Source organism: [Clostridium] citroniae WAL-17108 (genome assembly GCF_000233455.1).
Lineage (GTDB): Bacteria > Bacillota > Clostridia > Lachnospirales > Lachnospiraceae > Enterocloster > Enterocloster citroniae.
The window spans coordinates 203,478-228,043 of sequence record NZ_JH376423.1; the positions used below are offsets into that span (position 1 = coordinate 203,478).

At 51.1% G+C, this 24,566-nt stretch carries 19 protein-coding genes; 15 read left to right on the plus strand and 4 right to left on the minus strand.

Annotation, left to right across the window (positions count from 1 at the left end):
- Position 1 precedes the first annotated feature (1 nt).
- From ytvI to HMPREF9469_RS16165, 6 genes are all read left to right on the plus strand, one after another.
- Complete coding sequence (ytvI, locus tag HMPREF9469_RS16140; protein WP_007863757.1) at positions 2–1,162, plus strand: sporulation integral membrane protein YtvI; 1,161 nt, start codon at positions 2–4, stop codon at positions 1,160–1,162.
- 24 nt (positions 1,163–1,186) lie between these two features.
- Entirely contained in the window at positions 1,187–2,545 is a 1,359-nt protein-coding gene (locus HMPREF9469_RS16145; protein ID WP_007863758.1) for an MATE family efflux transporter, read from the plus strand.
- A 34-nt stretch (positions 2,546–2,579) separates the two neighbouring features.
- Positions 2,580–3,026 (plus strand): 2-thiouracil desulfurase family protein, encoded by a 447-nt coding sequence (locus HMPREF9469_RS16150; protein ID WP_007863759.1) that lies wholly within the window; start codon positions 2,580–2,582, stop codon positions 3,024–3,026.
- A gap of 3 nt (positions 3,027–3,029) precedes the next feature.
- On the plus strand, positions 3,030–5,039 hold the full coding sequence (locus HMPREF9469_RS16155) for a L,D-transpeptidase family protein (protein WP_007863760.1): 2,010 nt from the start codon (positions 3,030–3,032) through the stop codon (positions 5,037–5,039).
- A gap of 160 nt (positions 5,040–5,199) precedes the next feature.
- A complete protein-coding gene (locus HMPREF9469_RS16160) occupies positions 5,200–5,727 on the plus strand; it encodes a DUF6465 family protein (protein WP_007863761.1) in 528 nt (175 codons plus the stop codon).
- A 174-nt stretch (positions 5,728–5,901) separates the two neighbouring features.
- On the plus strand, positions 5,902–7,437 hold the full coding sequence (locus HMPREF9469_RS16165; RefSeq protein ID WP_007863762.1) for an RsmB/NOP family class I SAM-dependent RNA methyltransferase: 1,536 nt from the start codon (positions 5,902–5,904) through the stop codon (positions 7,435–7,437).
- A gap of 16 nt (positions 7,438–7,453) precedes the next feature.
- On the opposite strand, the gene HMPREF9469_RS16170 is transcribed toward HMPREF9469_RS16165, so the two are convergent.
- The 4 genes from HMPREF9469_RS16170 to HMPREF9469_RS16185 all read right to left on the minus strand — a co-directional run bounded on the left by HMPREF9469_RS16170 (position 7,454) and on the right by HMPREF9469_RS16185 (position 11,123).
- On the minus strand, positions 7,454–8,344 hold the full coding sequence (locus tag HMPREF9469_RS16170) for an RluA family pseudouridine synthase (protein WP_007863763.1): 891 nt from the start codon (positions 8,342–8,344) through the stop codon (positions 7,454–7,456).
- An 18-nt stretch (positions 8,345–8,362) separates the two neighbouring features.
- Entirely contained in the window at positions 8,363–9,628 is a 1,266-nt protein-coding gene (locus HMPREF9469_RS16175; protein WP_007863764.1) for a DNA polymerase Y family protein, read from the minus strand.
- Positions 9,629–9,758: 130 nt separating this feature from the next.
- Positions 9,759–9,998 (minus strand): hypothetical protein, encoded by a 240-nt coding sequence (locus HMPREF9469_RS16180; RefSeq protein WP_007863765.1) that lies wholly within the window; start codon positions 9,996–9,998, stop codon positions 9,759–9,761.
- Between the two features lie 210 nt (positions 9,999–10,208).
- Positions 10,209–11,123 carry an AraC family transcriptional regulator gene (locus tag HMPREF9469_RS16185; protein ID WP_007863766.1) on the minus strand — a complete coding sequence of 305 codons (915 nt, stop codon included), beginning with the start codon at positions 11,121–11,123 and terminating at the stop codon, positions 10,209–10,211.
- Positions 11,124–11,256: 133 nt separating this feature from the next.
- Between HMPREF9469_RS16185 and HMPREF9469_RS16190 the strand changes: the two genes are divergently transcribed.
- From HMPREF9469_RS16190 to asrC, 9 genes are all read left to right on the plus strand, one after another.
- Positions 11,257–12,564: a D-alanyl-D-alanine carboxypeptidase family protein gene (locus HMPREF9469_RS16190; protein WP_007863768.1), complete on the plus strand. Its 1,308-nt coding sequence runs from the start codon at positions 11,257–11,259 to the stop codon at positions 12,562–12,564.
- A gap of 149 nt (positions 12,565–12,713) precedes the next feature.
- The gene (locus HMPREF9469_RS16195) at positions 12,714–15,017 is read left to right on the plus strand and encodes an SH3 domain-containing protein (protein ID WP_007863770.1); all 2,304 of its coding nucleotides are present in this window, start codon (positions 12,714–12,716) and stop codon (positions 15,015–15,017) included.
- A 39-nt stretch (positions 15,018–15,056) separates the two neighbouring features.
- Complete coding sequence (locus tag HMPREF9469_RS16200) at positions 15,057–16,883, plus strand: cadherin-like beta sandwich domain-containing protein (RefSeq protein WP_007863775.1); 1,827 nt, start codon at positions 15,057–15,059, stop codon at positions 16,881–16,883.
- Between the two features lie 132 nt (positions 16,884–17,015).
- Positions 17,016–17,909 carry a MurR/RpiR family transcriptional regulator gene (locus HMPREF9469_RS16205; RefSeq protein ID WP_007863777.1) on the plus strand — a complete coding sequence of 298 codons (894 nt, stop codon included), beginning with the start codon at positions 17,016–17,018 and terminating at the stop codon, positions 17,907–17,909.
- A gap of 146 nt (positions 17,910–18,055) precedes the next feature.
- On the plus strand, positions 18,056–19,468 hold the full coding sequence (locus HMPREF9469_RS16210; protein WP_007863778.1) for a 6-phospho-beta-glucosidase: 1,413 nt from the start codon (positions 18,056–18,058) through the stop codon (positions 19,466–19,468).
- A 31-nt stretch (positions 19,469–19,499) separates the two neighbouring features.
- The gene (locus tag HMPREF9469_RS16215; RefSeq protein WP_007863779.1) at positions 19,500–21,368 is read left to right on the plus strand and encodes a beta-glucoside-specific PTS transporter subunit IIABC; all 1,869 of its coding nucleotides are present in this window, start codon (positions 19,500–19,502) and stop codon (positions 21,366–21,368) included.
- Positions 21,369–21,556: 188 nt separating this feature from the next.
- A complete protein-coding gene (gene asrA / locus HMPREF9469_RS16220) occupies positions 21,557–22,603 on the plus strand; it encodes an anaerobic sulfite reductase subunit AsrA (protein WP_007863780.1) in 1,047 nt (348 codons plus the stop codon).
- 2 nt (positions 22,604–22,605) lie between these two features.
- Positions 22,606–23,397, plus strand: coding sequence for an anaerobic sulfite reductase subunit AsrB (asrB, locus tag HMPREF9469_RS16225; RefSeq protein ID WP_007863782.1), 792 nt, complete (start codon positions 22,606–22,608; stop codon positions 23,395–23,397).
- Positions 23,398–23,414: 17 nt separating this feature from the next.
- Positions 23,415–24,458, plus strand: a complete 1,044-nt coding sequence (asrC, locus tag HMPREF9469_RS16230; protein ID WP_007863783.1) for a sulfite reductase subunit C — start codon at positions 23,415–23,417, stop codon at positions 24,456–24,458.
- The last annotated feature ends 108 nt before the right edge of the window (positions 24,459–24,566 follow it).

Consider the following 24,566-nt stretch of genomic DNA (forward strand, 5'->3'; position numbering starts at 1 on the left):
GATGACAGAGACAGACAGGACAGGTGATAGGATGGAAGATGCAGGGTGGAAGCATTATCTGCGGCTTATGCTGAATATATTGATCCCGGTAACAGGCTGGATCCTTTTGTGCGTTATGGGGCCCAAGGTTCTGAAATTTTTCATGCCCTTTGTCATTGGCTGGATCATAGCCATGATCGCAAATCCCCTGGTGCGCTTTTTAGAGCGCAGGGTAAAGCTGGTACGAAAGCACAGTTCCATTGTGATCGTGGTGGCGGCCCTGGCCCTGGTGGTTGGCCTTATCTATCTGATCCTGTCCAGAAGCCTGGTATTGCTTCACGGCTTTATGAAAGATCTTCCAGCTCTCTATGAAGGCATTGAGGGGGATGTGGCGCGCAGCATGGAACAGATTGAACATCTGTTCCGGTTCCTGCCCGACAGCATCCAGCAGACCTGGGCGGAGATCGGCAGCAATCTGGGAAGCTATGTGGGAAAGGCAGTGGAAAAACTCGCTTCCCCTACTGTGGAGGCGGCCGGATCAGTGGCCAGGAGCATTCCCGCCGTACTGGTGTATCTGGTGGTCACTATTTTGTCTGCCTATTTCTTTATTGTGGACCGGGATAAAATACTGGCCATGATCAAAGCACACACGCCGGCATGGGCCCAGCGTTATACCAGATACCTGAGAGGGGAACTTCTCCGCCTGATCGGCGGCTATTTTATGGCACAGTTTAAGATCATGGTGGTAGTATGGCTGATCCTTACCGTGGGATTTCTTGTGCTGGGAGTGGGATATGCTCCGCTTTGGGCATTTCTCATTGCATTTTTGGATTTCCTGCCTGTATTCGGCACAGGTACGGCCCTGATCCCATGGGGACTGATCAAGCTGCTGGGAGGCGAGTATGCCTTTGCGGCAGGCCTTTTGCTGATTTATGTCCTGACCCAGGTTACGCGTCAGCTGGTACAGCCTAAGCTGGTGGGAGACAGTATGGGACTCAATCCCCTCCTGACCCTTCTGCTTTTATACCTGGGCTTTAAAGTAAAGGGCATAGCCGGCATGATCCTGGCAGTGCCCATTGGATTGTTTTTTGTGAGTTTATATGAATACGGAGCATTCCAGGGAATCAAGGACAGCCTGGATGTCCTGATCAAGGATATAAATGCCTTCCGAAGGAAGGAATAGATTAGATTATAGGGGAGCAGTACGGTGAGAGTAGAGAATAATCTGGATACGGATCAAGTAAGAGGGCTGGTGTGGAGGTTGGCATTTCCTTCCATGCTGGCTCAATTTGTGAACGTGCTGTACAGCATCGTGGACCGTATGTACATTGGAAATATAGAAGGAATCGGGGCAGTGGCCCTGGCAGGGGTTGGGATCTGCGGTCCGGTGGTGACCCTGATCTCCTCCTTTGCAAGCTGGATCGGGGTGGGAGGCGCCCCGCTGATGAGTATCCGGCTGGGACAGAAAAATGAAAGGGCGGCAACCCAAATGGTGGCTAACTGCTTTGCCCTTCTCACAGGAATGGCCCTTATTATCATGACGGTTACCTTTTTGTTTAAGGAGCCATTGCTTACATTTTTTGGCGCCAGCCCTGCTATCTTTCCCTATGCCAACGAATACATGAGCTGGTATTTATCAGGAACGGTGTTTGCGCTGCTATCAGCTGGCATGAACCAGTTTATCATATGTCAGGGATTTGCCAAGGTGGGGATGAAATCCGTTGTCCTGGGTGCGGTCAGCAACATTGTCCTGGATCCCATTTTCATATTCTATTTTAATATGGGGGTCAAGGGAGCGGCCATCGCCACGGTGATTTCCCAGATGGCCTCCTGCATATACGTGCTCATTTTCCTGTTTGGAAAGAGGCCTCTGGTGCGGATCACGTTTGGGGGATACAGATGGAATACCATGAAACAGGTGCTGATCGTGGGGCTTTCACCTTTCCTTATCATTGCTTCCGACAGCCTGCTGATTATTGTGATGAACATGGTGATCAGCAAGTTTGCCAGGCCGGGGGATGGGGATATGCTTCTCACCTGCAATACCATTGTGCAGAGTTTCATGCTTTTGATCACCATGCCGCTGGGAGGAATTACCGGTGGAACACAGACGGTTTTAGGTTATAATTATGGAGCAGGCAGGCCTGACAGGATACGCAGGGCAGAAAAACACATCGTGGTCCTGGGACTGGTATTTACAGCTGTGATGTTTATCATAGCCCAGGTGGGCCCCGGATATTTTGTACGGATCTTCACAAGGGAATCTTCCTATGTGGGAATTACGGAGTGGGCGATCCGGATCTACACCCTTTGTGTGATCCCGCTGGCTGTCCAGTACACCGTGGTGGACGGATTTACGGGCATGGGCATTGCAAAGGTGGCTGTCAGCCTATCCATGTTCAGGAAGCTGGTGTATTTCCTGTCCATGCTGTTTCTGCCCATGGTATTCGGGGTGGAAAAGGTGTTCTTTGCAGAACCGATCTCAGATATCATTGCATGTATGACAAGCACCGCCACGTATCTGCTCCTGAGCGGGAAGGTGCTGGGAGATCACAAGAGGTTCTGACGTAAAATGATACATAAATGGGAGGATGGGGAATATGAATATACTGGTAAGCGCCTGCCTGCTGGGGGTGGAGTGCAGATATAACGGCAAAGGGGTACTTGAGCCGGAGATAGAGGCACTGCTCCATACGCATCACCTGATCCCTGTGTGTCCGGAGATTATGGGAGGTCTTGCCACGCCCCGTACACCTGCCGAACGGATACAGGGGCGGGTGGTTACCAGAGATGGTGAGGACGTGACCATGGCCTATCAAAAGGGAGCGGAGGCAGCGCTGAAGCTTGCACAGCTCTACGGGTGCAGGGCGGCCATATTGAAGGAGCGGAGCCCATCCTGCGGCAGGGGGCAGATCTATGACGGAACCTTTACCGGAAGATTGATACCGGGGGATGGGGTCTGTGCAGGGCTTTTAGAACAACATGGGATCAAGGTGTACGGAGAAAGCCGGATTACCAGATTGCTGGAGGAATTAGAAAGGTATTGATGCATGGATAAAGAACAGAATAAGAAAGAGGGGATATCAGTACAGGAAAAGCAGGATCCGGGCCGTCCGCGGCGAAGCAGGAGCAAGGCCGCTTTTATGGCCAGGAAAGAGGAACAGGCGCGTGAAAAAGCAGCCGGGGAGAGACGGGAGAGCCCGGCGCAGCCACAGGGAACCGTCAGCCCGCAGAACCGGCAAAACGGCATAAGAACAGACGGACCCCCCCAGGAGCCGTCCGGCAGAGGCAGGGAAGCCGGAAAAAGCCAGGAGCCGTCCGGCAAAGGCAGGGAAGCCGGCGAAACCCGGGAGCCGTTGAAGGGCGGATATTGGAAAGTGGCTGCCATAGTGATGGCTCTGGCATTGGCGGCATGTGCCGGGGGATATTTTTACCGGGCCATGGGATACCGGGATACATACCTTCCCCATACGGTCATTAATGGAATGGACGTGTCGGGACGGTCTTCAAAAGAAGTAAAGGATATGATATCCGCAGGAATCAGGGATTACAGCCTAACGCTCAAGCTTAAGGGCGGAAACAGCGAGTCTGTTTCGGGAGAGGATATTGACCTGCATACTGTATTTGACGGAAGCCTGGAGGAGATCATCCGCCAGCAGAATCCGTACGCCTGGCCCAGATACCTGTTCAGAGGCCCGGAATATGATATCCATACCATGATCGCATTTGACCAACGCAAGCTGGAGGACAGTCTGGGACAGCTGGACTGCTTTGACCCCGCACTGGTTACCGTGCCCGCGGATGCCTATTTGTCAGATTATGTGAGCGGCCAGGGATATGCGGTCGTACCTGAAGTTGAGGGCAATGAACTGGATCCGGACCTGGTAAGGAAGACAGCGGCAGAGCATGTGCAGGCCCTTGAAAAGGAAGCGGACCTGGAGGCGCTGGGCTGTTACCGGGCGCCCTCCATCAGGTCTGACAACAGTGCGCTTGTGGCGGCCAGGGATGCAAGGAACAGGTATGTCAATCTATCGGTGACATACACCTTTGGAAGCACAAGTGAAGTGCTGGATGGGGAAACCATTCACCAGTGGCTGGTTTCTGACGGGCAGAGCGTTGCCCTTGACAGGGATAAGATATCAGAATACATAAAGGATCTGGCGTTCAGACACAACACAGCCTACAAAAAACGCTCCTTTCAAACCAGCTATGGGGAAACCGTGGAGGTGACCGGGTTTTATGGCTGGAGGATCAACCAGAAAGCTGAATTGGAGGAGCTGGCAGAGATACTGGAGGCAGGGGAAGATACAACAAGGGAACCTGTCTATGCCCAGACAGCTGCAAGCCATGACGGCCCTGACTATGGCAATACCTATGCGGAGGTCAATCTGACAGCCCAGCACATGTTTTTTTACAAGGACGGGGAAAAGATACTGGAGTCGGACTTTGTGTCCGGAAATGTTTCCCGGGGCCATTCCACTCCCCCGGGCATATTTGCCCTCACCTACAAGCAGAGGGATGCGGTTTTGAAGGGGGAGGGGTACGCAAGCCCTGTAAAATACTGGATGCCCTTTAACGGCGGGATCGGCTTTCATGATGCCAGCTGGAGATCCAGTTTTGGCGGTTCCATCTATAAATCGGGCGGTTCCCACGGATGTGTGAACATGCCTTATGCGGCTGCCAAGCAGCTGTTTGAGAACGTGTATGCGGGCATGCCGGTGATCTGTTATGACCTGCCGGGCACGGAAAGCTCCAAGCCCAGCAAAGCATCGGGCACAGCGCCGGCGCCGGAGACCACCGCTCCTTTGGCCACAGCGCCGGCTGCGCCTCCGGCCCAGACCCAGCCGGAACAGACATTACCGGCCCAGACCCAGCCGGCTCAAACTCAGCCGGGACAGCCAGTGCCGTCCCAGCCAGCCCCCACAGAGCCGCAGATATCCATAGATCCGGTGGGGCAGTCCGCATCACCGGAGGGTACTCAGACGCCGGAGACAACGGCAGGATACGGCCCGGCATTCCAGAGCCCAGGACCCGGTGACGAAATTGGCCCGGGTGTATAATTATTAAAAAAGAATGTAAGAAAAAGGTGTTTTTTGAGGTGTGAGGGCGTTTTTTCCGGTTAATTTGTTGACAAATGAAAAAAAGCATTTTATAATGCCCTTAATGCATCTAAGGGATTACTCGTAAAGCCATTATTCAAAACTAGGGAGGATATGGACTATGGTAGAAGCTAAGAAAGATGTTAAAACAACTGTAAAGCCGGCAGAGGAGGCAGTAAAGCCAACAGCTGCTAAAGCAGAGGCAAAGCAGGCGGCACCAGTTGAAGAAGTAAAGACAGAAGCTGTGGCAGCCGCAGAGACAGAAGCGGCACCGGCCAAGAAAGCCCCGGCCAGGAAAGCAGCAGCGAAGAAGGCTCCGGCTAAGACAACTGCGGCCAAGAAGGAACCGGTTAAGAAAGATACAGTTAAAAAAGAGACGGTTAAAAGGGAAGCGGAGAAGAAAGAAGTAAAGGCTCCAGCCAAGAAAACGGCAGCTAAAAAGGCAGAACCAAAGGCAGAGGTACATTTTCAGTTTGACGGAAAGGACCTGGTGGCCAAGGATGTGCTGGACCGCGCGGTAAAAGCATATAAGAGCAATCATAAGGGTGTGGAGATCAAGACTATTGAGCTTTACATTGTTGCCAATGAAGGCACCGCATACTATGTGGTGAACGGAGAGGCCAACGATGACTTTAAGGTAGTGCTCTAAAGAGGATTGGATTTATTTGTAACAGGGATTGAAGGATGAAGTGGGCTGCTGTATCATCATGATACAGCGGCTCATTTGCCGTCATGGCATGGGACTGTTTCCTGATGTGAATATACCCTCAGTGGACAAGGGATCGGAATATAAGGATTAGTGAAAATAAAGGATGGATATAAGATGACGGAATTGCCGGTACGCTTTAAGGAGCGAATGAAAGAATTGCTGGGAGATGAATATGAGGCTTTTGAGGCCAGCTATGACAGTGAACGGGTCCAGGGGCTTCGCTTTAACTCCCTTAAGGCCTGGGGCGGGACGGAGGATGGATGGGAGGAGCAGGGAGTAAGGGACCTGGCACAAAAGGTGAGCGACAGGGCTGGATTTTCCCTGAAAAAGATTCCCTGGGTAAAAGAAGGCTTCTATTACGATGGAAGCCACAGACCGGGAAAACACCCGTACCATGAGGCCGGGCTGTACTATATTCAGGAACCCAGTGCCATGGCGGTGGTGGAGCTTCTGGATCCCCAACCCGGCGACCGTGTTCTGGATCTGTGCGCGGCTCCCGGGGGCAAATCCAGCCATATCGCGTCCCGGTTAAAGGGACAGGGATTCCTGCTGTCCAATGAGATCCATCCGGCCAGAGCCAGGATCCTGTCCCAGAATATGGAACGCATGGGAGTTTATAATTGTGTGGTTTCCAACCAGGAGCCAGGACAATTGGCGCCCCATTTTACGGAATACTTTCACGGGATCGTGGTGGACGCGCCCTGTTCAGGGGAGGGAATGTTCAGAAAGGATGAGGCTGCCAGAGCGCAGTGGAGCGAGGAGCATGTGGACATGTGTGCCGCCCGCCAGAGAGAGATACTGGACAGCGCCGCGGCCATGCTGCGTCCGGGCGGAAGGATGGTTTATTCTACCTGCACCTTTGCGCCGGAAGAAAATGAAGGGGCAATCCTGGGTTTCCTGGAGCGCCATGAGGAGTTTTGTGTGGAATCCGTGGCAGCTTACGAAGGATTCACAGAGGGGAAACCCCAATGGATCGGATGGAAAGATAGGGAGAAGGCAGGGGAGAGATCAGATCAGGAAGGGGTGGCGTCAGAGCAGACATCAGAGCTGGTAAAACAACATCATCTGGAAGAGACCTTCCGCATCATGCCCCATAAACTGGAGGGAGAAGGCCACTATATGGCTGTCCTTAAAAAGAGAGAGCCGGGGGATAAAGCTTGTTGCCGGGCACGCTTTAAGGAGGCTGTGTATCTGGACAGCAGAAAAAGGGACGGGATCTTTAAGGACTATGAAGCGTTTCTAAAGGATACCCTGGTGCGGCCGGAGCAGTTCCTTGAAAGGGATGAGTATGTTCTGTTTGGCGACCAGTTGTATCTGCTGCCACCTGAGATGCCGGACATGAAGGGACTGAAGATCATCCGGCCGGGACTCCATATGGGGGCCCTGAAAAAAAATCGGTTTGAACCTTCCCACGGCCTGGCCCTGGTTCTGAGACAAGAGGATGTGAAACGATGGGCTGAACTTCCCTCCCATGAAAAGGAGGTCATCCGCTACCTGAAGGGGGAAACCCTGTCAGCGGATGAGGTCAGAGCAGAGGGGGACAGGAAGGGATGGGGGCTGGTCCTCACAGACGGCCTCAGCCTTGGCTGGTGCAAATTTGCCGGGGGAATGCTTAAGAACCATTATCCCAAGGGACTGAGGCGGATGTGAACCATTGGCCCCGATCTTATAAAAGACAGGCCATATCCTGGGGAAGCTCTGCTGTAAACTCCATGGACCTGCCGGTAACCGGATGGAGGAAACTCAGCCCGTAGGAATGCAGGGGCTGGCGTTTGATATGGCGGTAGTCGGGATGATAAAGAAAATCCCCCGGTAAAGGATGGCCGATGGACTTCATATGGACACGGATCTGGTGGGTGCGTCCTGTCTCCAGCCAAAGGCTGACATAGGATAGGTCCAGGGATTCGTTGTAAGCGATCCGCCTGTAGTGGGTGCAGGCGGATTCACCGTGTTCATGGTCTACCGCTCTCTCAATGGTGGAGCCGCTGACTCTGGCAATGGGGCTGCGGATGCACCCCTGTTCCATGGTCCTGCCGCACACCATGGCCCGGTATTCCCGCTTGATGTTACGCTTTTGCATCTCATGGGATAACACACAGGCGCTGAGCATGTGCTTGGCAAGGATGAGAAGGCCCGTGGTATCCCTGTCCAGGCGGTTGATGGCCCGGTAGGTAAAGGGCTCACCCTTCTGGCAATAATACCAGGCCACTGCATTGGCCAGGGTGTTGTCATGGTGGCCCTGAGATGGATGGACGGGAACTCCGGCCGCCTTGTCGATCACCAGGATATCCTCATCTTCATACACAATGGAAAGGGGAAGGGGGACAGGGACGATATTATGGGAGGATTCCTCCTCCGTAAGTGTGACCCTAAGCCTTTCACCGGCCTGAAGGCGGTGTACGGTATAGACAGGGATGTGATCAACAATCAATCCCTGAGGATCCTTCTTAAGATGCACCACCAGATGATGGGAATAGCCGCGGGCTTTTAAAAATTCTTCAACCGTGCAATCCTGGGACGAATCTGTTATATGGTATTCAATGGTTTTCTTGATCATGTATTCTCCTGATGTGACTTATATGTCTTCCTGGCGGTTCAGATGTTTTCTCTTGCTGGCTGCATGGTCCACGATGGAATCCTTTTGCAGAAAACTGGCCCGCTTAATGCTGTCTATGCCGTAGCGGCTTCGTATGGCGTCCACTGTTTTTTCAAATTCTTTTTTCTTTTGCAGTCCCGGATCCTCAAAAAGGCTGATCTGGGAAAAGGCATCCTCTGAAATCTTTCCGGCCCGCACTCCCATGAGACGCAGTGGGGTCATGGTCCAGAATTCCCTTAATAAACGGCAGGAATGATCGTAGAGCACGGAGGTTGAATCCGTGGGTTCTGGCAGGGCCATCTGGTGGGACTGGTTCCTGAATTCCCAATCCCTCAGTTCCACACAGACATTATTGCAGAGGACATGGTCTGCCCGCAGCCTGGCGCCAACTGTTTCACACAGGGACAGAAGGACCTGGCAGGCATCCTCATAGGAGGAGATATCCCTGGACAGGGTGATGCTGTTGCCGTAGGCCTTGTTAACAGGTTCCTTTTCCTCCACCGGATCATCATCGATCCCGTTGGCATACTGGTGAATGAGCTCGGCGTATTTGTTGCCCAGATGTGCCTTCAGCACCTTTGGATCGCAGGCAGCCAGCTGGCCGATGGTACGCAGTCCAAGGCTTTCCATCTTTTTCTGGGCAGCCCCTCCCACAAAGAAAAGCTCCCGGATGGGCAGCGGCCACATCTTTTCCGGCACTTCCTCCAAAAACAGGGTATGGCACTTGTTCGGCTTTTCAAAATCAGAGGCCATCTTGGCCAAAAGTTTGTTGCTGGAAATACCGATGTTCACAGTGAATCCCAGTTCCCTCCCGATCCGTTCCCGTATCCGGTTGGCTGTTGTCAGCGGGTCGCCAAAAAGATGGATGGTTCCTGTCATATCCAGGAAGATCTCATCAATGCTGAATTTTTCATGGTCCGGCGTATATTCCTCCAGCAGCTCCATCATTTTTCTGGAACACCGGATATAAAAATCAAAACGGGAAGGCACCACGGTCAGGTCCGGGCATTTGCGGCGCGCCTGGGCCAGGGGTTCTCCTGTGGTGACCCCGTATTTCTTTGCAAGAGGAGATTTGGCCAGCACAATGCCGTGCCTCATACTGGCATCCCCGCCCACCGCGGAGGGGATGGTGCGCAGATCCAGGGCATCGGGATCCTGGCTCAGCCGGTACACACATTCCCAGCTGAGAAAAGCGGAATTTACATCAATGTGGAAAATGAGGCGTCTCTTTTCCGGCTGCTCCATAATATTTCACACTCCTTTTAATGATATGATTCCATGTATAGACAGAACATATATTCTAGTTTAAGATGAAGGGGTGTTCTTGTCAATCTGTTTCATGGGGGCATATTGCTTTTTGCAGAGTGAAGGCAGGTCACAGGTCGCCGGCGTAAAAGTTGATAATGCTCATATAGTCCGCAGGAACGGGGATTTCCAGCACCAGCGGCAGATAACCCTTATTATCCCTGTGTTTTCTGCGCAGATATTCCTGGATTTCGTCCTGCCCGGTGATATCTGTTTTACCGGTTCCCGGTGCAACCATATATACGGCTCCCTTGCAGCGGTTTACCGTGCGCAGGAATTCTTCCATGTTAATGATATTCAGTTTGATCATAATAGGGCCTCCTTTGAATGCCATGGTCAGCTGGCGTGATCATCCGGCGTGGTCGGCTGTCCTGATTTCCTATCACTTTACCTGATATCATTATAGTGAAATAATATTCTTATTTATATATGGTTTCCGCCTTTATCTATCACGATCCTGCCATTCGCAGATGATGTAAAGGGCAGATGAGGATGCGGATGAGGCGGCGGCTGCACTCATTCATTCCCCCCGGCCGTATCGGCGCCTGTATTCCAATGGTGAATATCCTGTATGCTCTCTGAATACCTTTCCGAAATAACTGCTGCTTCCCAGGCCGCATGCCTGGCTGACCAGGGTGACGGATTCCCGGCCTTGGGCCAGCATACGGCTGGCCTGCTGCAGACGGTAAGCCTTAAGATATTCCACAGGAGTGGTGCGCAGACATTCCTGAAAGGTGCGGAAACATTCCCGTTCGCTGATAAAGGCAGCACCGGCAATATTCCCAACTGTAATCTTATCCCTAAAATGTTCATGGATGTATATGATCATCATTTTCAGCTTGTCATCGTTTTTTGTGCTGTGTCCATTTTCATCAAGGAGAGGGGCGCTGATGGCAAGAATCCTGCACCAAATATCAGAGAGGGAATCCCGCAGCCTGACCTCATATCCATATTCCTCAGAGGAGATCTGAAAAGACCGGCGGATGGATTCCAGAATGGAAGCCTGCTGGGGCCGGCCGGGATCCAGGGGAATAACGCCTATATGTGCGGCTGTTGTGAGAGGAAGGATATATTTTTTTTCAATCCTGCTTCCGGGAGTCCCTCCTATGAGAGATGGGTCGAACAGATGCTCCAGTTGAACCGTATGGACGATCCCTTTGGGGGACTGAGTCATATGGAGGACGTTTGAATTGAGAAGACCGCCATGACCGGCAGGAAACACAAATGTTCCCTTGGGGATATGGTATTCCACCACACCGGATTCAACATAGAACAATTCCACTTCCTTGTGCCAGTGCCAGGGGATGAAGCGGAGCGGATGCAGTTTGTCCAGTTCCACATAGGAAGCAATATGAGGAAAATCCGGACTGAAATCCGGCAGCAGTTCTTCCTTGCTGCCTTCACGGAATTGTATGCAGCATATATTTTTCAGCATGTTGCGCCTCCTTATACAGTACACAGATGATCATTTCATTATATCATACAGTTTACCGGGCAGGGAAGTACTCCATGAATAAATGCATATAGGCCAGAATAGGATGAAATAAAGGCAAAAAGGCGGCGCTGCCATGAAACGTTGGATTGTAACTATTGTATTATTGATTTCCCTTGTCTGCGGCCGTGTTCAGACCGTGCAGGGAGCATATATCACACAGCAGGAGGGGAGAAGCGGTGAGGCTGTCGGGGAGAGTGCGAAAGACGGGGATGAGACGGCTGATTTTCTGAAACTCTATGCCCAGTCCGCTGTTCTCATGGACGGCAGCAGCGGCCGTATCCTGTATGGAAAGGGCCGGGACATCATTCGCCCCATGGCCAGCACCACAAAGATAATGACATGTATCCTGGCCTTGGAGATGGGAAATCTGGAGGACAGTGTAACCGTATCCTCCACGGCCGCCTCCCAGCCCAAGGTCCATCTGGGGGTCCGGTCCGGGGAGAAATACCGCCTGGGTGACCTGCTGTATGCCCTGATGCTGGAATCCTACAATGATGCAGCGGTCATGATCGCGGAAAATATAGGGGGCAGCGTGGAAGGGTTTGCCGCACTGATGAATGAAAAGGCAAAAAGCCTGGGGTGTGAGAATACATATTTTATTACACCCAATGGACTGGACGGGGTGAAAAAGGACAAAGACGGAACAGAACATATTCATTCCACCACGGCATCGGACCTGGCGGCTATCATGCGCTATTGTGTAACGCAGTCGCCTAAGAAGGATGAGTTCCTTAAAATCACCCAGACCCAGAACTACTCCTTTTCCGACAGTTCAGGAAAACGTTCCTACAGCTGTTACAACCACAATGCTTTCCTGAATATGATGCAGGGTGTTTTGTCGGGCAAGACGGGATTTACAGGGGGAGCGGGCTACTCCTACGTTGGCGCCATGGAGAATGGGGGAAGAACTTACATCATTGCCCTTTTAGGATGCGGATGGCCCCCTCATAAAACCTATAAATGGACAGATGCCAGAAAACTCTACACCTACGGCCTGGATCATTACAACATAAGAGATGTGTTTTGTGAAAAGGAGATTCCGGATATTCCGGTGACAGGGGGCCTGTGCTGGGAGGAGGAAGGAAACTGCCAGGAATTCACAGGCGCGTCCTTGCACCTGAGCGAGGAGGAAAAAAAGCTTCCCATGCTGCTAAAGGAGGATGAACAGGTGCAGGTGACGGCCCGGATCCCTTCTATATTAGAGGCTCCTGTGCGGGAAGGGCAGAAGATCGGAACCATTGATTACAGCCTGAACGGGACCCTGGTAAAGCAGTTCCCAGTGTATGCGGACAGGGGGGTCAAACAGATGACATTTTCCGGCGTAGTCCGCCACGTACTGGAAATTTTTATAGATTTTGGAAGGAGTTACCACATTATTTAATCTTTTCTTACGAAAGTTTGTATTATGTGAAGTTTCCTGCGTTTTTGTTGACATATGAAGGTATTTGTCATTATAATAGGATTAATGTCATAAAATAGAAATTCATACTTTTATTGGATATGGATGAAAATACAGGAGATTTGTACATAATGAAGGGAAACAAAATTAAGAAAGGTCTGGCGCTGGTGCTGGGGTTGATGATGGCAGCAAATCTTCCGGCATCGGTTGCCACGCCTTTTACAATGTTCAATTCCTACGCATATACGGGAGCTGCCACGGTAAAGGCAACCTCCCTGAATGTCCGCAGCGGCGCCGGCACGGGGTATTCATCCGTGGGCAGGCTGGCGGCAGGTGCAGCCATTAACATCATTGGCGAACAGCGGGGCACAGACGGCAATACATGGTATCAGATCCAATTTACGGGAACGGGCGGAGCGGTGAGTACAGGTTATGTGTCCTCTCTCTATGTCCGGCTTCCTGTTTCTTACACCCCGGATGCCAATTTCGAGGCATATCTGAATTCCCAGGGATTTCCGGAGAGTTATAAGAACGGTTTAAGACAGCTTCATGCCCAGTATCCCAACTGGGTGTTTAAGGCAAAGAATACAGGGCTGGACTGGAATACGGTCATTGAGAATGAGTCCGTACTCAGCCGCAATCTGGTAGCTTCCGGCAGTGTTTCTTCCTGGAAGTCTGTTGCGGACGGCGCATATAACTGGGATAACAGTACCTGGACCGGGCTGGATGGCAGCAACTGGGTGGCGGCATCACCGGATATCATCCGGTATTACATGGATCCCAGGAATTTCCTGGACGAGACCTATGTATTCCAGTTCCTGGCCCATGAATATGACCAGAATACCCAGACAAGGGAAGGCCTTACCAGCATGGTGACCGGTACGTTCCTGTCAGGTTCCACCACATCCACGGGCACGGGCGGCAGTGATTTTTCCGGCGGATCATCCTCAGGCCCGGGCAGCAGCACGGGACCAGGGAGCAGTTCTCATTCGGGGAGCAGTTCGTCCAACGGCCCGGGAAGAAGTACATATGATGACAGCCAGCACGGCCCCGGTGTGTCAGGGACAAGCGGCAGCTCGACACCTTCGGGCAACAGTTCTTCCCAGGGCAGTCCGGCGTCCGGCGGCAGCGGTGAGGTGAGTCTGGAAGGACCACAGGCATCCATTACTCCCAGGGAGCATCAGCTTGTGACAACCAATGTCAGCCTGGTGGCTCCCGGACAGGATAATTCCTCCTCATCCAATGGCCCGGTTGCAGTGGGCGGCACCAATACAGGCAGCAATCCGCCTTCAGGTGATACGTCATCCACCCAATCGCCATCCGGTAACTCACCCTCTTCCAATTCACCCTCGGGTAATTCGCCCTCGGACAATTCGCCGTCAGGCAATTCACCATCGAGCAGCTCCCCGTCCGGCGTATCCCCGGCAGGGACTTCGCCTTCGGGAGAAGAGGCTTCTTACATTGATATTATCATGAATGCAGCATCCCAGTCAGGGGTCAGCCCTTACGTGCTGGCAGCCATGATCTTGCAGGAGCAGGGCAACAATGGTACAAGCCCGCTTATATCCGGAAACTATTCCGGGTATGAGGGTTATTATAACTATTTTAATGTGGAAGCATATCAGTCCGGTTCCATGTCCGCGATCCAGATGGGGCTGAGATATGCGTCACAGTCCGGCACCTACGGACGTCCCTGGAACACAGTGGAAAAATCCATCCGGGGCGGGGCCCAGAGCTATGGGGAAAACTATGTAAAGGCCGGCCAGAATACATTTTACCTGAAAAAGTTTAATGTGCAGGGAAGCAACCCCTATAAGCACCAGTATATGAGCAATGTACAGGGCGCTGCGTCAGAAGCGGCCAAGCTGTCCCAGGCATATACGGCAACCATGAAGAATTCGGCGCTGGAATTCCATATTCCGGTATTTAACAACATGCCGGAGCAGGCGTGCATCGCTCCCACGGGGGACGGAAGCCCTAACAATAAGCTGTCCGGCCTGGGTGTGGACGGATTCAGCCTGACCCCATCCTTTAACAGGGATACCCAGGAGTATAACCTGATCGTGGATTCTTCCGTAACCAACATTACAGTCAATGCATCATCGGCTGACTCCAACGCCACCGTGGCAGGCGCAGGCAATATAAACCTGCAGAGCGGAGGCAACGATGTCATTATAACGGTAACCGCACAGAACGGAAATGTACGGACCTACACCATCCATGTGGTGCAGCAGGCAGGAGGACCTACCCAGGGCAGTGTTCAGAGTCCGGCAGCGCCGGATGGAAGCACGGGAGGCGGCAGTTCAGGCAGCAGCTCAGGCGGCGTAGGGCCGGGAGGCAGCGGCGGACCGGGAGCGCCGGGTGACAGCAGTATGCCTGGCGGCGGCAACACACCGGGCGGAAGCAATGTCACTATTGTGCAAGTGCAGTCCTGACAGGAAGAAAACATGATAATCTGAAAGTGGGAATAAATGATGATAAGACGAATGAGACATGGGGCTGCCATTCTGGTAATGGCATGCATGATGGCAGTGATGATGCCTGCACAGATGCTGACAGCATTTGCGGCAAGCGCTAAGATAACCTTTTCCGACCCCTCCGCCACGGTGGGAAGCCAGGTTAAGGTCAATATGAAGATAAGCAGCAGCAGTAATCTGGCCAATGCGGATATTATGCTGTCCTATGACGCCAATGCGCTGGAGTTTGTCAGCGGAACCAACGCAGAAGGCGGGGCAGGAGCCGTCCGGGTTCATGGGGACGCAGGGACGCCCAACACGGGCACCCTGGCCTTTACCCTGCAGTTTAATGCTTTGGCGGCAGGCTCCAGCAAGATCTCGGTAACCAGCCAGGAGATATATGATTCCAGTTCACAGCTGGTGACCGTGGACCATGAGGGAAACTCCACTGTTACGGTAAGCGCCCTTCAGACCGCATCCAAGGATGCCACCTTAAAGAGCCTGAAGGTTTCGCCGGGTGAACTGAGTCCGGCATTCTCGCCGGATGTGGATACCTATGCGGTGACCGTGGGCACGGACGTGGATAAGCTGATCATCAGCGCGGACACAACGGATGATAATGCAAACAAGGTGATTTCCGGCAATGAAGGCCTCCAGATGGGAGAGAACCGGGTGACCTGTAAGGTCACGGCCCAGGATGGGGAGACAGCCAAGGAATATGTGATCGTGGTGACCAAGGCGGAGGGCGGTGCCAGCGCTGCTTCCGCGGATGCAGGAGAACAGGTCAAGATGGAGATATCCAGGCGGACCATTACCATACTTCCTCCGGACGAGTCTGTTAAGGTTCCTGACGGATTTAAGACCAGCACCATCAATATTGACGGCCACAAGGTAAAGGGCTGGGTATGGGGCGCTGATCAGGAGCCGCAGTACTGTGTTGTGTATGGTATGAATGAGGCGGGTGAAAAGAACTTCTACCGCTATGATATGAAGGACAGTGAGAGGACCATCCAGAGATACTTTGAGGATCCCGCAGCAAGCAGCATGGTGACCTCGGATCAGTACAATACATTGGCAGTACAGTATGACAAGGTACGTGAGGACTTTAACCTGTTTAGGATCCTTCTGGCAGTAACCGTTGCCATTGCAGTGGTGCTCCTGATCATCCTTTTGGTGGTTGTAATGAACAAGAAGGGCAAAGGAGGAGGCCGGGACGGCGATACTCCTGAGGAGCCAGGAGGCAGCAGAAGCAGGGCGGCCGCAAAGAAGAGAAAGCAGATATCCTCCGAAGGCGAAGACGAGTATCAGGAGGATGAGGACCAGGCCTACGAGGATGAAGACGGCTATGGCGATGAGTATGATGAATATGACGAGTATGACGGCCAGGAATTCGGGGATGAAGATGATGAGGATGAACCGGATGAAGACGGCCAGGTCTATGATGACAGGCGGGAGTACGAATACCAGATGGGGTATGAGGACGAAGGGGAATATGAGGACCGGGATGAGGATGCCGATGAGCGGGAAGAAGCTGCCCGCAGGCGCAGCCGGACAGAGCATCGCCCATCCAGGGCGTCACAGCCTCTGGAGCCGGTGCAGCCAATGGAATCAGTGAAACCCATAGACCCGGTGGAACCGCCCAAGGCAGTCCGGCCGCCTAAATCTGCAGGCCCCTCCAGGCCGTCCAGGCCAGCCCAGTCCGGCAGACCGGACCGGACAACCGGGTCAGCCCAGCCAACCAGACCGGTCCAGCCAACCAGACCGGTTCAGACATCCAAGCCGGAACAGCCGGCCGGCCTGGCCCAGGATGACGTGAATGATGATTTTGAGATATTTGATCTGTAGATTCATATAGATCCTTATAGAGCGGCAGAATGCAGCGTTCCGTAGTCGGAATGCTGCATTTTGCTTGCATCTGTGTTTTTTATAATTATAATAGAACATAAGAAAAAACAGGCAGAAGGACGGGGGATTGTTATGCTGATTATGGAAAAATTGAAATTAAAGGAAACCATGACAAAAACTGAGGAAGAAATTGCGGATTTCCTGTTGGAACAGGGGAGCAACATTGAAAAGTATTCATCCCGCAGCCTGGCGGAAGCGACCTATACTTCCCCGGCCACCATTGTCCGTATGTGTAAGCGTATGGGGTTTGGCGGCTTTGAAGATTTTAAGACACAGTATATAAAAGAAATACGGTATCTGGATCAGCAGCCCGGCGAGGTGGACGTTAATTTTCCCTTTTCAGAGAAGGATACCATAATGAAGGCGGCGAACCGGATTGCTCTGCTGTACAAAGAGACAGCACAGGATACGGTGTCCCTTCTCCGTCATGATGCTTTGCAGCGTGCAGTCAAACTCCTTCGTTATAGCCAAAATGTTTATGTGTTTTCAGCAGGGACGGCTATCAACCAGGCAGAGTGCTTCCGCGAAAAAATGATCAAAATTGGAAAAAGGGTGACTATTTCCAATAATCTTAACTATCAGCTTTATGAGGCAGGTTGTCTGTCGGTCAAAGATGTGGCTATTATTATTTCTTATTCCGGTGAGACAGGAAAGACACTTCGTGTGGCTATGGAATGTAAAAAAAGATCGGTTCCTGTGATCGCCCTCACCTCCTTTGGTGAAAATTCCCTTACAAAGTATGCTGCTTGCAAATTAACCATATCCACCAAGGAAAGTCTGTTCCAGAATCTTGGGGATTTTAGTACACATCTGTCAGTCAGTCTGCTGCTGGATATTCTCTATGCAGCCTATTTCCAGCAGGATTACAATGGAAATTATCAGAGAAAGCTGGAGCGCACCAGCCTTTTGGAACGTTTCCGTAAATCCACCAATTCCATTATCATGGGAGGGGAGGAGAAGGAGTAAGTGAGGGGATGGCCGATTGTTAAAACAGTGTTTCATCCAAAGCCACAGAGGAGCGGCTCTAAGATAAAACACTGTTTCATAATCGGCCTTGTTTGTTTTCAAATAAAGATTTCCTGCTTATAATCGGGTCATAAGGAGGTTTGATTATGAGCTTGAGAAAAGATTTCCTATGGGGAGGAGCCACTGCGGCCAACCAGTTGGAAGGGGCATTTCTTGAAGATGGAAAGGGACTTAGTATAGCGGATGTGGAGCAGGGCTCCTGTCATGGGGTTCCCAGGGTGGTCCATGATGGTGTGATACCGGGATGTTATTATCCCAGCCATGAGGGGATTGATTTTTATCACAGGTATCGGGAAGATATTGATCTGTTAGCGGGAATGGGGTTTAACTGTTTCAGGATGTCCATAAACTGGCCGAGAATTTTTCCGCAGGGAGATGAGATGCAGCCAAATGAGGCTGGACTTGCTTTTTATGACAAGGTATTTGATACCCTTTTGGAAAAGGGGATCCAACCCATTGTTACATTGTCCCACTATGAGACGCCACTGTATCTGGTGCAGAAGTATGGTTCCTGGAGAAACCGGAAGATGATTGAGTGTTTTGAACGATATTGCAGGACCGTGTTTACGCGTTACAAGGATAAGGTAAAATATTGGATAACATTTAATGAGATCAATGAGACCATGAATCAGGCAGAACCCTATCACCAAGCAGGAATACGCTATAGGGAAGGAGAAGATCATAATGAGATTAAGGTCATTGCCAGCCACAACATGTTTTTGGCAAGCGCAAGGGCCGTGATTGCAGGTCATGAGATCGATCCGCAGTTTAAAATCGGATGCATGCTGCAGTACCCGACAACGTATCCCAAGACATGCCGGCCTGAGGATGTACTGGCACAGAGGTTCCACATGATACCTAATTATTATTATACGGATGTGATGTGCAGAGGATATTACACTAACCTGTGCAGGACTCAGTTAAAGCGCATGGGGGTGGAACTGCATATGGAGGAAGGGGATGAAACGGTCCTGAAGGCGGGGACCGTGGACTATATTGCTTTCAGCTACTATTTTTCCTCTGTTGCATCCAGCGAGGACGGATCAGATATCAGGGTGGAACGTTCCAATCCATTCCTGGAACGAAATGCCTGGGACTGGCCCATTGATCCCATCGGCCTGAGGATCGCCCTTAATGAATTGTATGACCGATATCAGATGCCTCTTTTTGTTGTGGAGAACGGGTTGGGAGCTGTTGACCGTGTTGAGGAGGATGGAACAATTCAGGATGATTATCGGATCCGGTTTCTTGCATCCCATATAGAGGCGCTGAAGCAGGCGGTAGAGTTGGATGGTGTGGATGTAATGGGTTATACATGCTGGGGACCTATCGATATCATATCAGTGGGAACAGGGGAAATGCGCAAACGATATGGCTTTATCTATGTGGATAAGGATGACAGCGGAAAAGGAAGCTTAAAACGCATTAAGAAGAAATCCTATGCTTGGTATAAAAAGGTGCTGGAAACAAACGGTGAAGATATAGATATGATCGGATAATGATTGTCAGGATAAATGTGGAGGTATTGAGATGGATGCTAAGGTTACGGCGCAAAAGATTCTTCAGGAGGTTGGGGGCGAAAACAATGTTAAGAACCTGACCCACTGTGTTACCAGGCTGAGATTCAGCCTGCGGTCAACGGAAGGGATCGATGAAAAGAAAGTCGGGGAAATCCCGGGAGTGATGGGGGTTGTGAATAAAGGGGGACAGTTTCAGGTGATTATTGGGCAGGAGGTTCCTGTCGTTTATCAGGAACTTCAGAAACTTGGAGGATGCGGAACAGACAAGGCCAAGGACGGAATACCCCAAAATGAAAAAAAGAAGGGGCTCAATGTGCTGCTGGATACCATAGCCGGTATTTTTTCACCAATCATGCCGATCATAGCCGGTGCCGGTATGGTCAAAGCACTTTTATCCATTCTTACACTGTTCAGCCTGATTGACAAAACAGGCAATACATACTATTTTCTAAATTTTATAGCAGATGCATCCTACTATTTTCTGCCCGTGTTTTTAGCGGCATCAGCTGCAAAAAAATTCGGGTGCAGTATGCAGATGGCCATGCTCATGGGCGCGGTCCTGCTGCATCCCAATCTGATCGCCCTGAAAGAGACCGGAGATATTGTCCGAGTATTGGGTATTCCGGTGCGTATGGTGACATACTCTTCATCTGTAATCCCCATTATCATGATCGTATTTGTTCTGTCATATGTGGAAAAATTTGTAGAAAAGATTACTCCTGCTGTAATTAAATTTATAGCAAGGCCCCTGCTGACCATACTGATCATGGCTCCTATCGGTCTGGTAGTGCTGGGACCGTTGGGAAGCATCATTGGTGACGGTCTGGTGGCGTTCTTGCTGTCCGTAGAAAAAATAGCACCGTGGATTCTTCCCACTGTGATCGGAGCCTTTATGCCATTTCTGGTCATGACCGGCATGCATTACAGCCTGCTTCCGGCTTATGTCAATTCCCTTTCCGCTCTGGGATATGAGACAGTGATAGGACCCGGTAACCTTCCATCCAATATTGCCCAGGGAGCGGCGGCACTTTGCGTGGCAGTGAAGACAAAAAACAGGGAATTGCGCCAGCTATCAGTTTCCAGCGGTGTGACCGCTCTTCTGGGCATTACAGAACCGGCCCTGTTTGGTGTTAACTTACGGCTCCGCAAACCATTGATCGCAACAACCATTGGCGGAGGGATTGGAGGCCTGTATGCCGGTTTAACCGGAGTACAGCGCTTTGGCGGAGGCGGAGCCGGTCTGGCGGCAATTGGACTGTATGTGGGACCTGATTCCCGTAATGTGATCAATGCCCTGATTGCAGCCTTTATTGCTTTTGTTGTGACATTTGCTATCCAGTGGCGTCTTGGGTTTGAGGATGTGCCGGAGGAAAGCGGCGCGAAGGAAGAAACTGGAGTGAAGGAGAAATCTTCAGGAAACGGAAGTCACAAACTGAGTATATCCAGTCCCTTAAATGGGGACCTGATTCTATTAAGTCAGGTTAATGATCAGGTGTTTTCCAGCGGTATGCTTGGAATAGGGGTTGCGGTCCGGCCGTGGGAAGGAAAATTATACGCTCCGGTAAATGGTACAGTTGCCTCGGTGTTTGATACCGGGCATGCTTTAGGGATCGTGGCTGAGAATGGTGCAGAACTTCTGATCCATGTGGGGATGGATACGGTAGAACTGCAGGGAAAATATTTCAAGCCCCATGTAAAGGCGGGAGACCGTGTTAAAACCGGAGATATGCTGCTTACGTTTGATAAGGAGGCCATCGAGAAAGAAGGATACGAGACAGTGACTCCGGTTATTGTATCAAACTCAACGAACCACACAGCGGTGTGCAAAGGGGAACCTGGAATGATCAAGGCTGGTGATTTGATCATGACAGTGGAATAAATGAATCTATTTAGGAATGTAAGCCTGGTGTTGAAGGGGATTCAATGCCAGGCTTTCTTAATGATAAAAATTTATTATTTAACCATTACAATATATAATTAGGCAGACCATTTTTGATTTGTTATAATAATAACATGGCTTAAACAATAATAATAAAGAAGGATAACCAGTAAAGGAGGAGGCATTTCATGGGATATAAGGTTGGAATTAAGGATGCCGACAGGATTTTTGGGCAGCTTCAGGATGAGTATGAAATCTGGGCCCCAAAGCGGTTTGTGGGCAAGGGAAAGTATTCAGACACGGATTTGATCAGGTATGCCCGGGTGGACAGTGTAAAGGAGATTGAGTACAGGGAGAAATCAGACTTTCCGGCAAAGGAGGTTTTAAGCCCCATTACTCAGTCCCTGTTTTATTTTACCGAGGATGAGTTTATTGAGAGCAGGGTTTCATCCAAAAAGATTCTGATATTCATGCGCCCCTGCGACATCCACGCCCAGCACCACCAGGAAAAGATATATCTTACCAACGGCGGCTTTGAGGATATGTATTATAAGAGGATGAAGGAGCGGGTGAAGATCGTTATGATGGAATGCTCCGAGGGCTGGGATACCTGCTTTTGCGTCAGCATGGGCACCAACCGGTCAGAGGATTATTCCCTGGCAGTCTGTTTTGGTGAGGACGGCCTGGCGGTCCAGGTAAAGGATGAGACCTTTGCCCCTTATTTTGAAGGGATGGAACAGGAGGAGTTTGCCCCTGCATTTGTGGAGGAAAATGCACTCAAGGTCACGGTGCCGGAGATCCCGGACAAGGAAGTCCTGACAAAACTAAAGGACCATCCCATGTGGAGGCAATATGACGGGAGATGTATTTCATGCGGAGCCTGTACGGTTGCCTGCAGTACCTGTACCTGCTTTACCACCACGGATATTATTTATAATGAAAATGCAAATGTGGGTGAGAGAAAGAGGACAACGGCTTCCTGCCAGGTAAAAGACTTTACGGATATGGCCGGGGGTATGAGCTTTAGAAACAGGGCCGGTGACAGGATGCGCTATAAGGTGCTCCACAAATTCCACGACTACAAGGCGCGATTTAAGGACTATCACATGTGTGTGGGATGCGGCCGCTGCATTGACCGATGTCCGGAGTATATCTCCATTGTGACCACGGTAAACCGCATGGCGGATGCCATTGAGGAGATAAAAGCAGGGGAAATGGGACAGGAGAGGGGATAAGTATGGAAAATATTGTAAAGCCTGTGGCATGTAAGATATTGGAAGTTAAGCGTGAGAGCCTTCACGAGTATACATATAGAGTAGAGACAGACATCAAGCCGGAGCACGGACAGTTCCTCCAGCTTTCCATACCCAAGATCGGGGAAGCGCCCATCTCGGTGAGTTCCTTTGGGGAAGGCTATATGGATTTTACCATCCGTTCCGTGGGCAAGGTGACAGATGTGATATTTGAGAAAAAGGCAGGGGATATCCTGTTCCTGCGCGGAGCCTATGGCAAGGGCTGGCCGATTGACCAGTTTAAGGGAAAGCACATGGTGGTGATTACGGGGGGGACCGGTCTTGCCCCGGTTAAGAGCATGCTGAATATGTTCTACGACAACCCTGACCTTGTGAAAAGCGTGCATCTGATCAGCGGATTTAAGAATGAGGAGGGCATTATCTTTAAGGGCGACCTGGAGCGGTGGAGCAGGCGCTTTGACACCATCTATGCCCTTGACAAAGACCGCAAGGATGGATGGGAGACCGGCTTTGTAACTGAATTCGTGTCCCGTATCCCCTTTAAGGATCTGGGGGAGGATTATGCAGTAGTGGTGGTGGGGCCGCCGCCAATGATGAAGTTTACCGGATTTGAGGTCCTGAAGCAGGGAGTGCCTGAGGAGAAGATCTGGATGTCCTTTGAGCGCAAGATGTCCTGCGCTGTGGGCAAATGCGGACACTGCCGGATCGATGAGGTGTACGTATGTCTGGACGGGCCTGTTTTTAACTATACCCAGGCCAAGTATCTGGTTGACTAAGAGAGGGGTGGCAAGGAATGAATCACGATATAGATATTAAAAAGGTGAGGATCAACTGTTTCAGGCAGTCCAAGGTGGCAGGAGAGTTTATGCTTCAGATGCGTGTGCCCGGAGCCATGATAGAGGCAAGGCACCTGTCCATGGTGCAGGAACTTTGTGAGCGCTACGGCAACGGAACATTTCATATGGGTACCAGGCAGACCCTGGATGTGCCTGGGATCAAATACGAGAACATCGAAGCAGTGAACAAGTTTCTCAAAGGCTATATCCATGATGTGGATGTGGAGATGTGCGATGTGGACATGGAGGTTAATGATTACGGCTATCCCACCATCGGAGCCAGGAACGTGATGTCCTGTATTGGAAACGCCCACTGCATCAAGGGAAATATCAATACATACGAGCTGGCCAGGAAAATTGAGAAGATCATATTTCCGTCCCATTACCACATCAAGGTGGCAGTGGCCGGATGTCCCAATGACTGTGTTAAGGCCAACTTCAATGACTTTGGCATCATGGGCGTAAACAAGCAGGACTATGATATTGACCGGTGCATTGGCTGCGGTTCCTGCGTGGATGCCTGCAAACACCATGCCACCGGGGTTCTGAGCCTGAACAAGAACGGCAAGGTTGACAAGGATGCCTGCTGCTGCGTGGGCTGCGGGGAATGTTCCCTGATCTGTCCCACCGGAGCCTGGACAAGAGGGACCAAGAAGCTTTACCGGGTTACCCTGGGAGGCAGAACAGGCAAGCAGAACCCAAGGGCAGGAAAGCTGTTCCTAAACTGGGTGACAGAGGACGTGATCCTGGGCATGTTCTCCAACTGGCAGAAGTTCTCCGCATGGGCCCTGGATTACAAGCCGGAGTATCTCCACGGCGGACACCTCATTGACCGGGTGGGCTACAAGGAGTTTGTAAAGCATATCTTTGAAGGCGTGGAATTTAATCCGGAGGCGAAGATGGCGGACGACATCTTCTGGGCGGAGAATGAGCAAAGGGGCAATATGCATGTGATGCCGCTTTCCGAGCACAAGCACGCAGGTCCTCAGGAGAAGAAATAAACTAATAAGGCGGGGGGTGCCGTAACCATATGTCAGGTATCCCCCGCTTTTTCTTATGATCACATGCTATAAATACATGTTATAATGAAATGCCGTATTTATATGCTA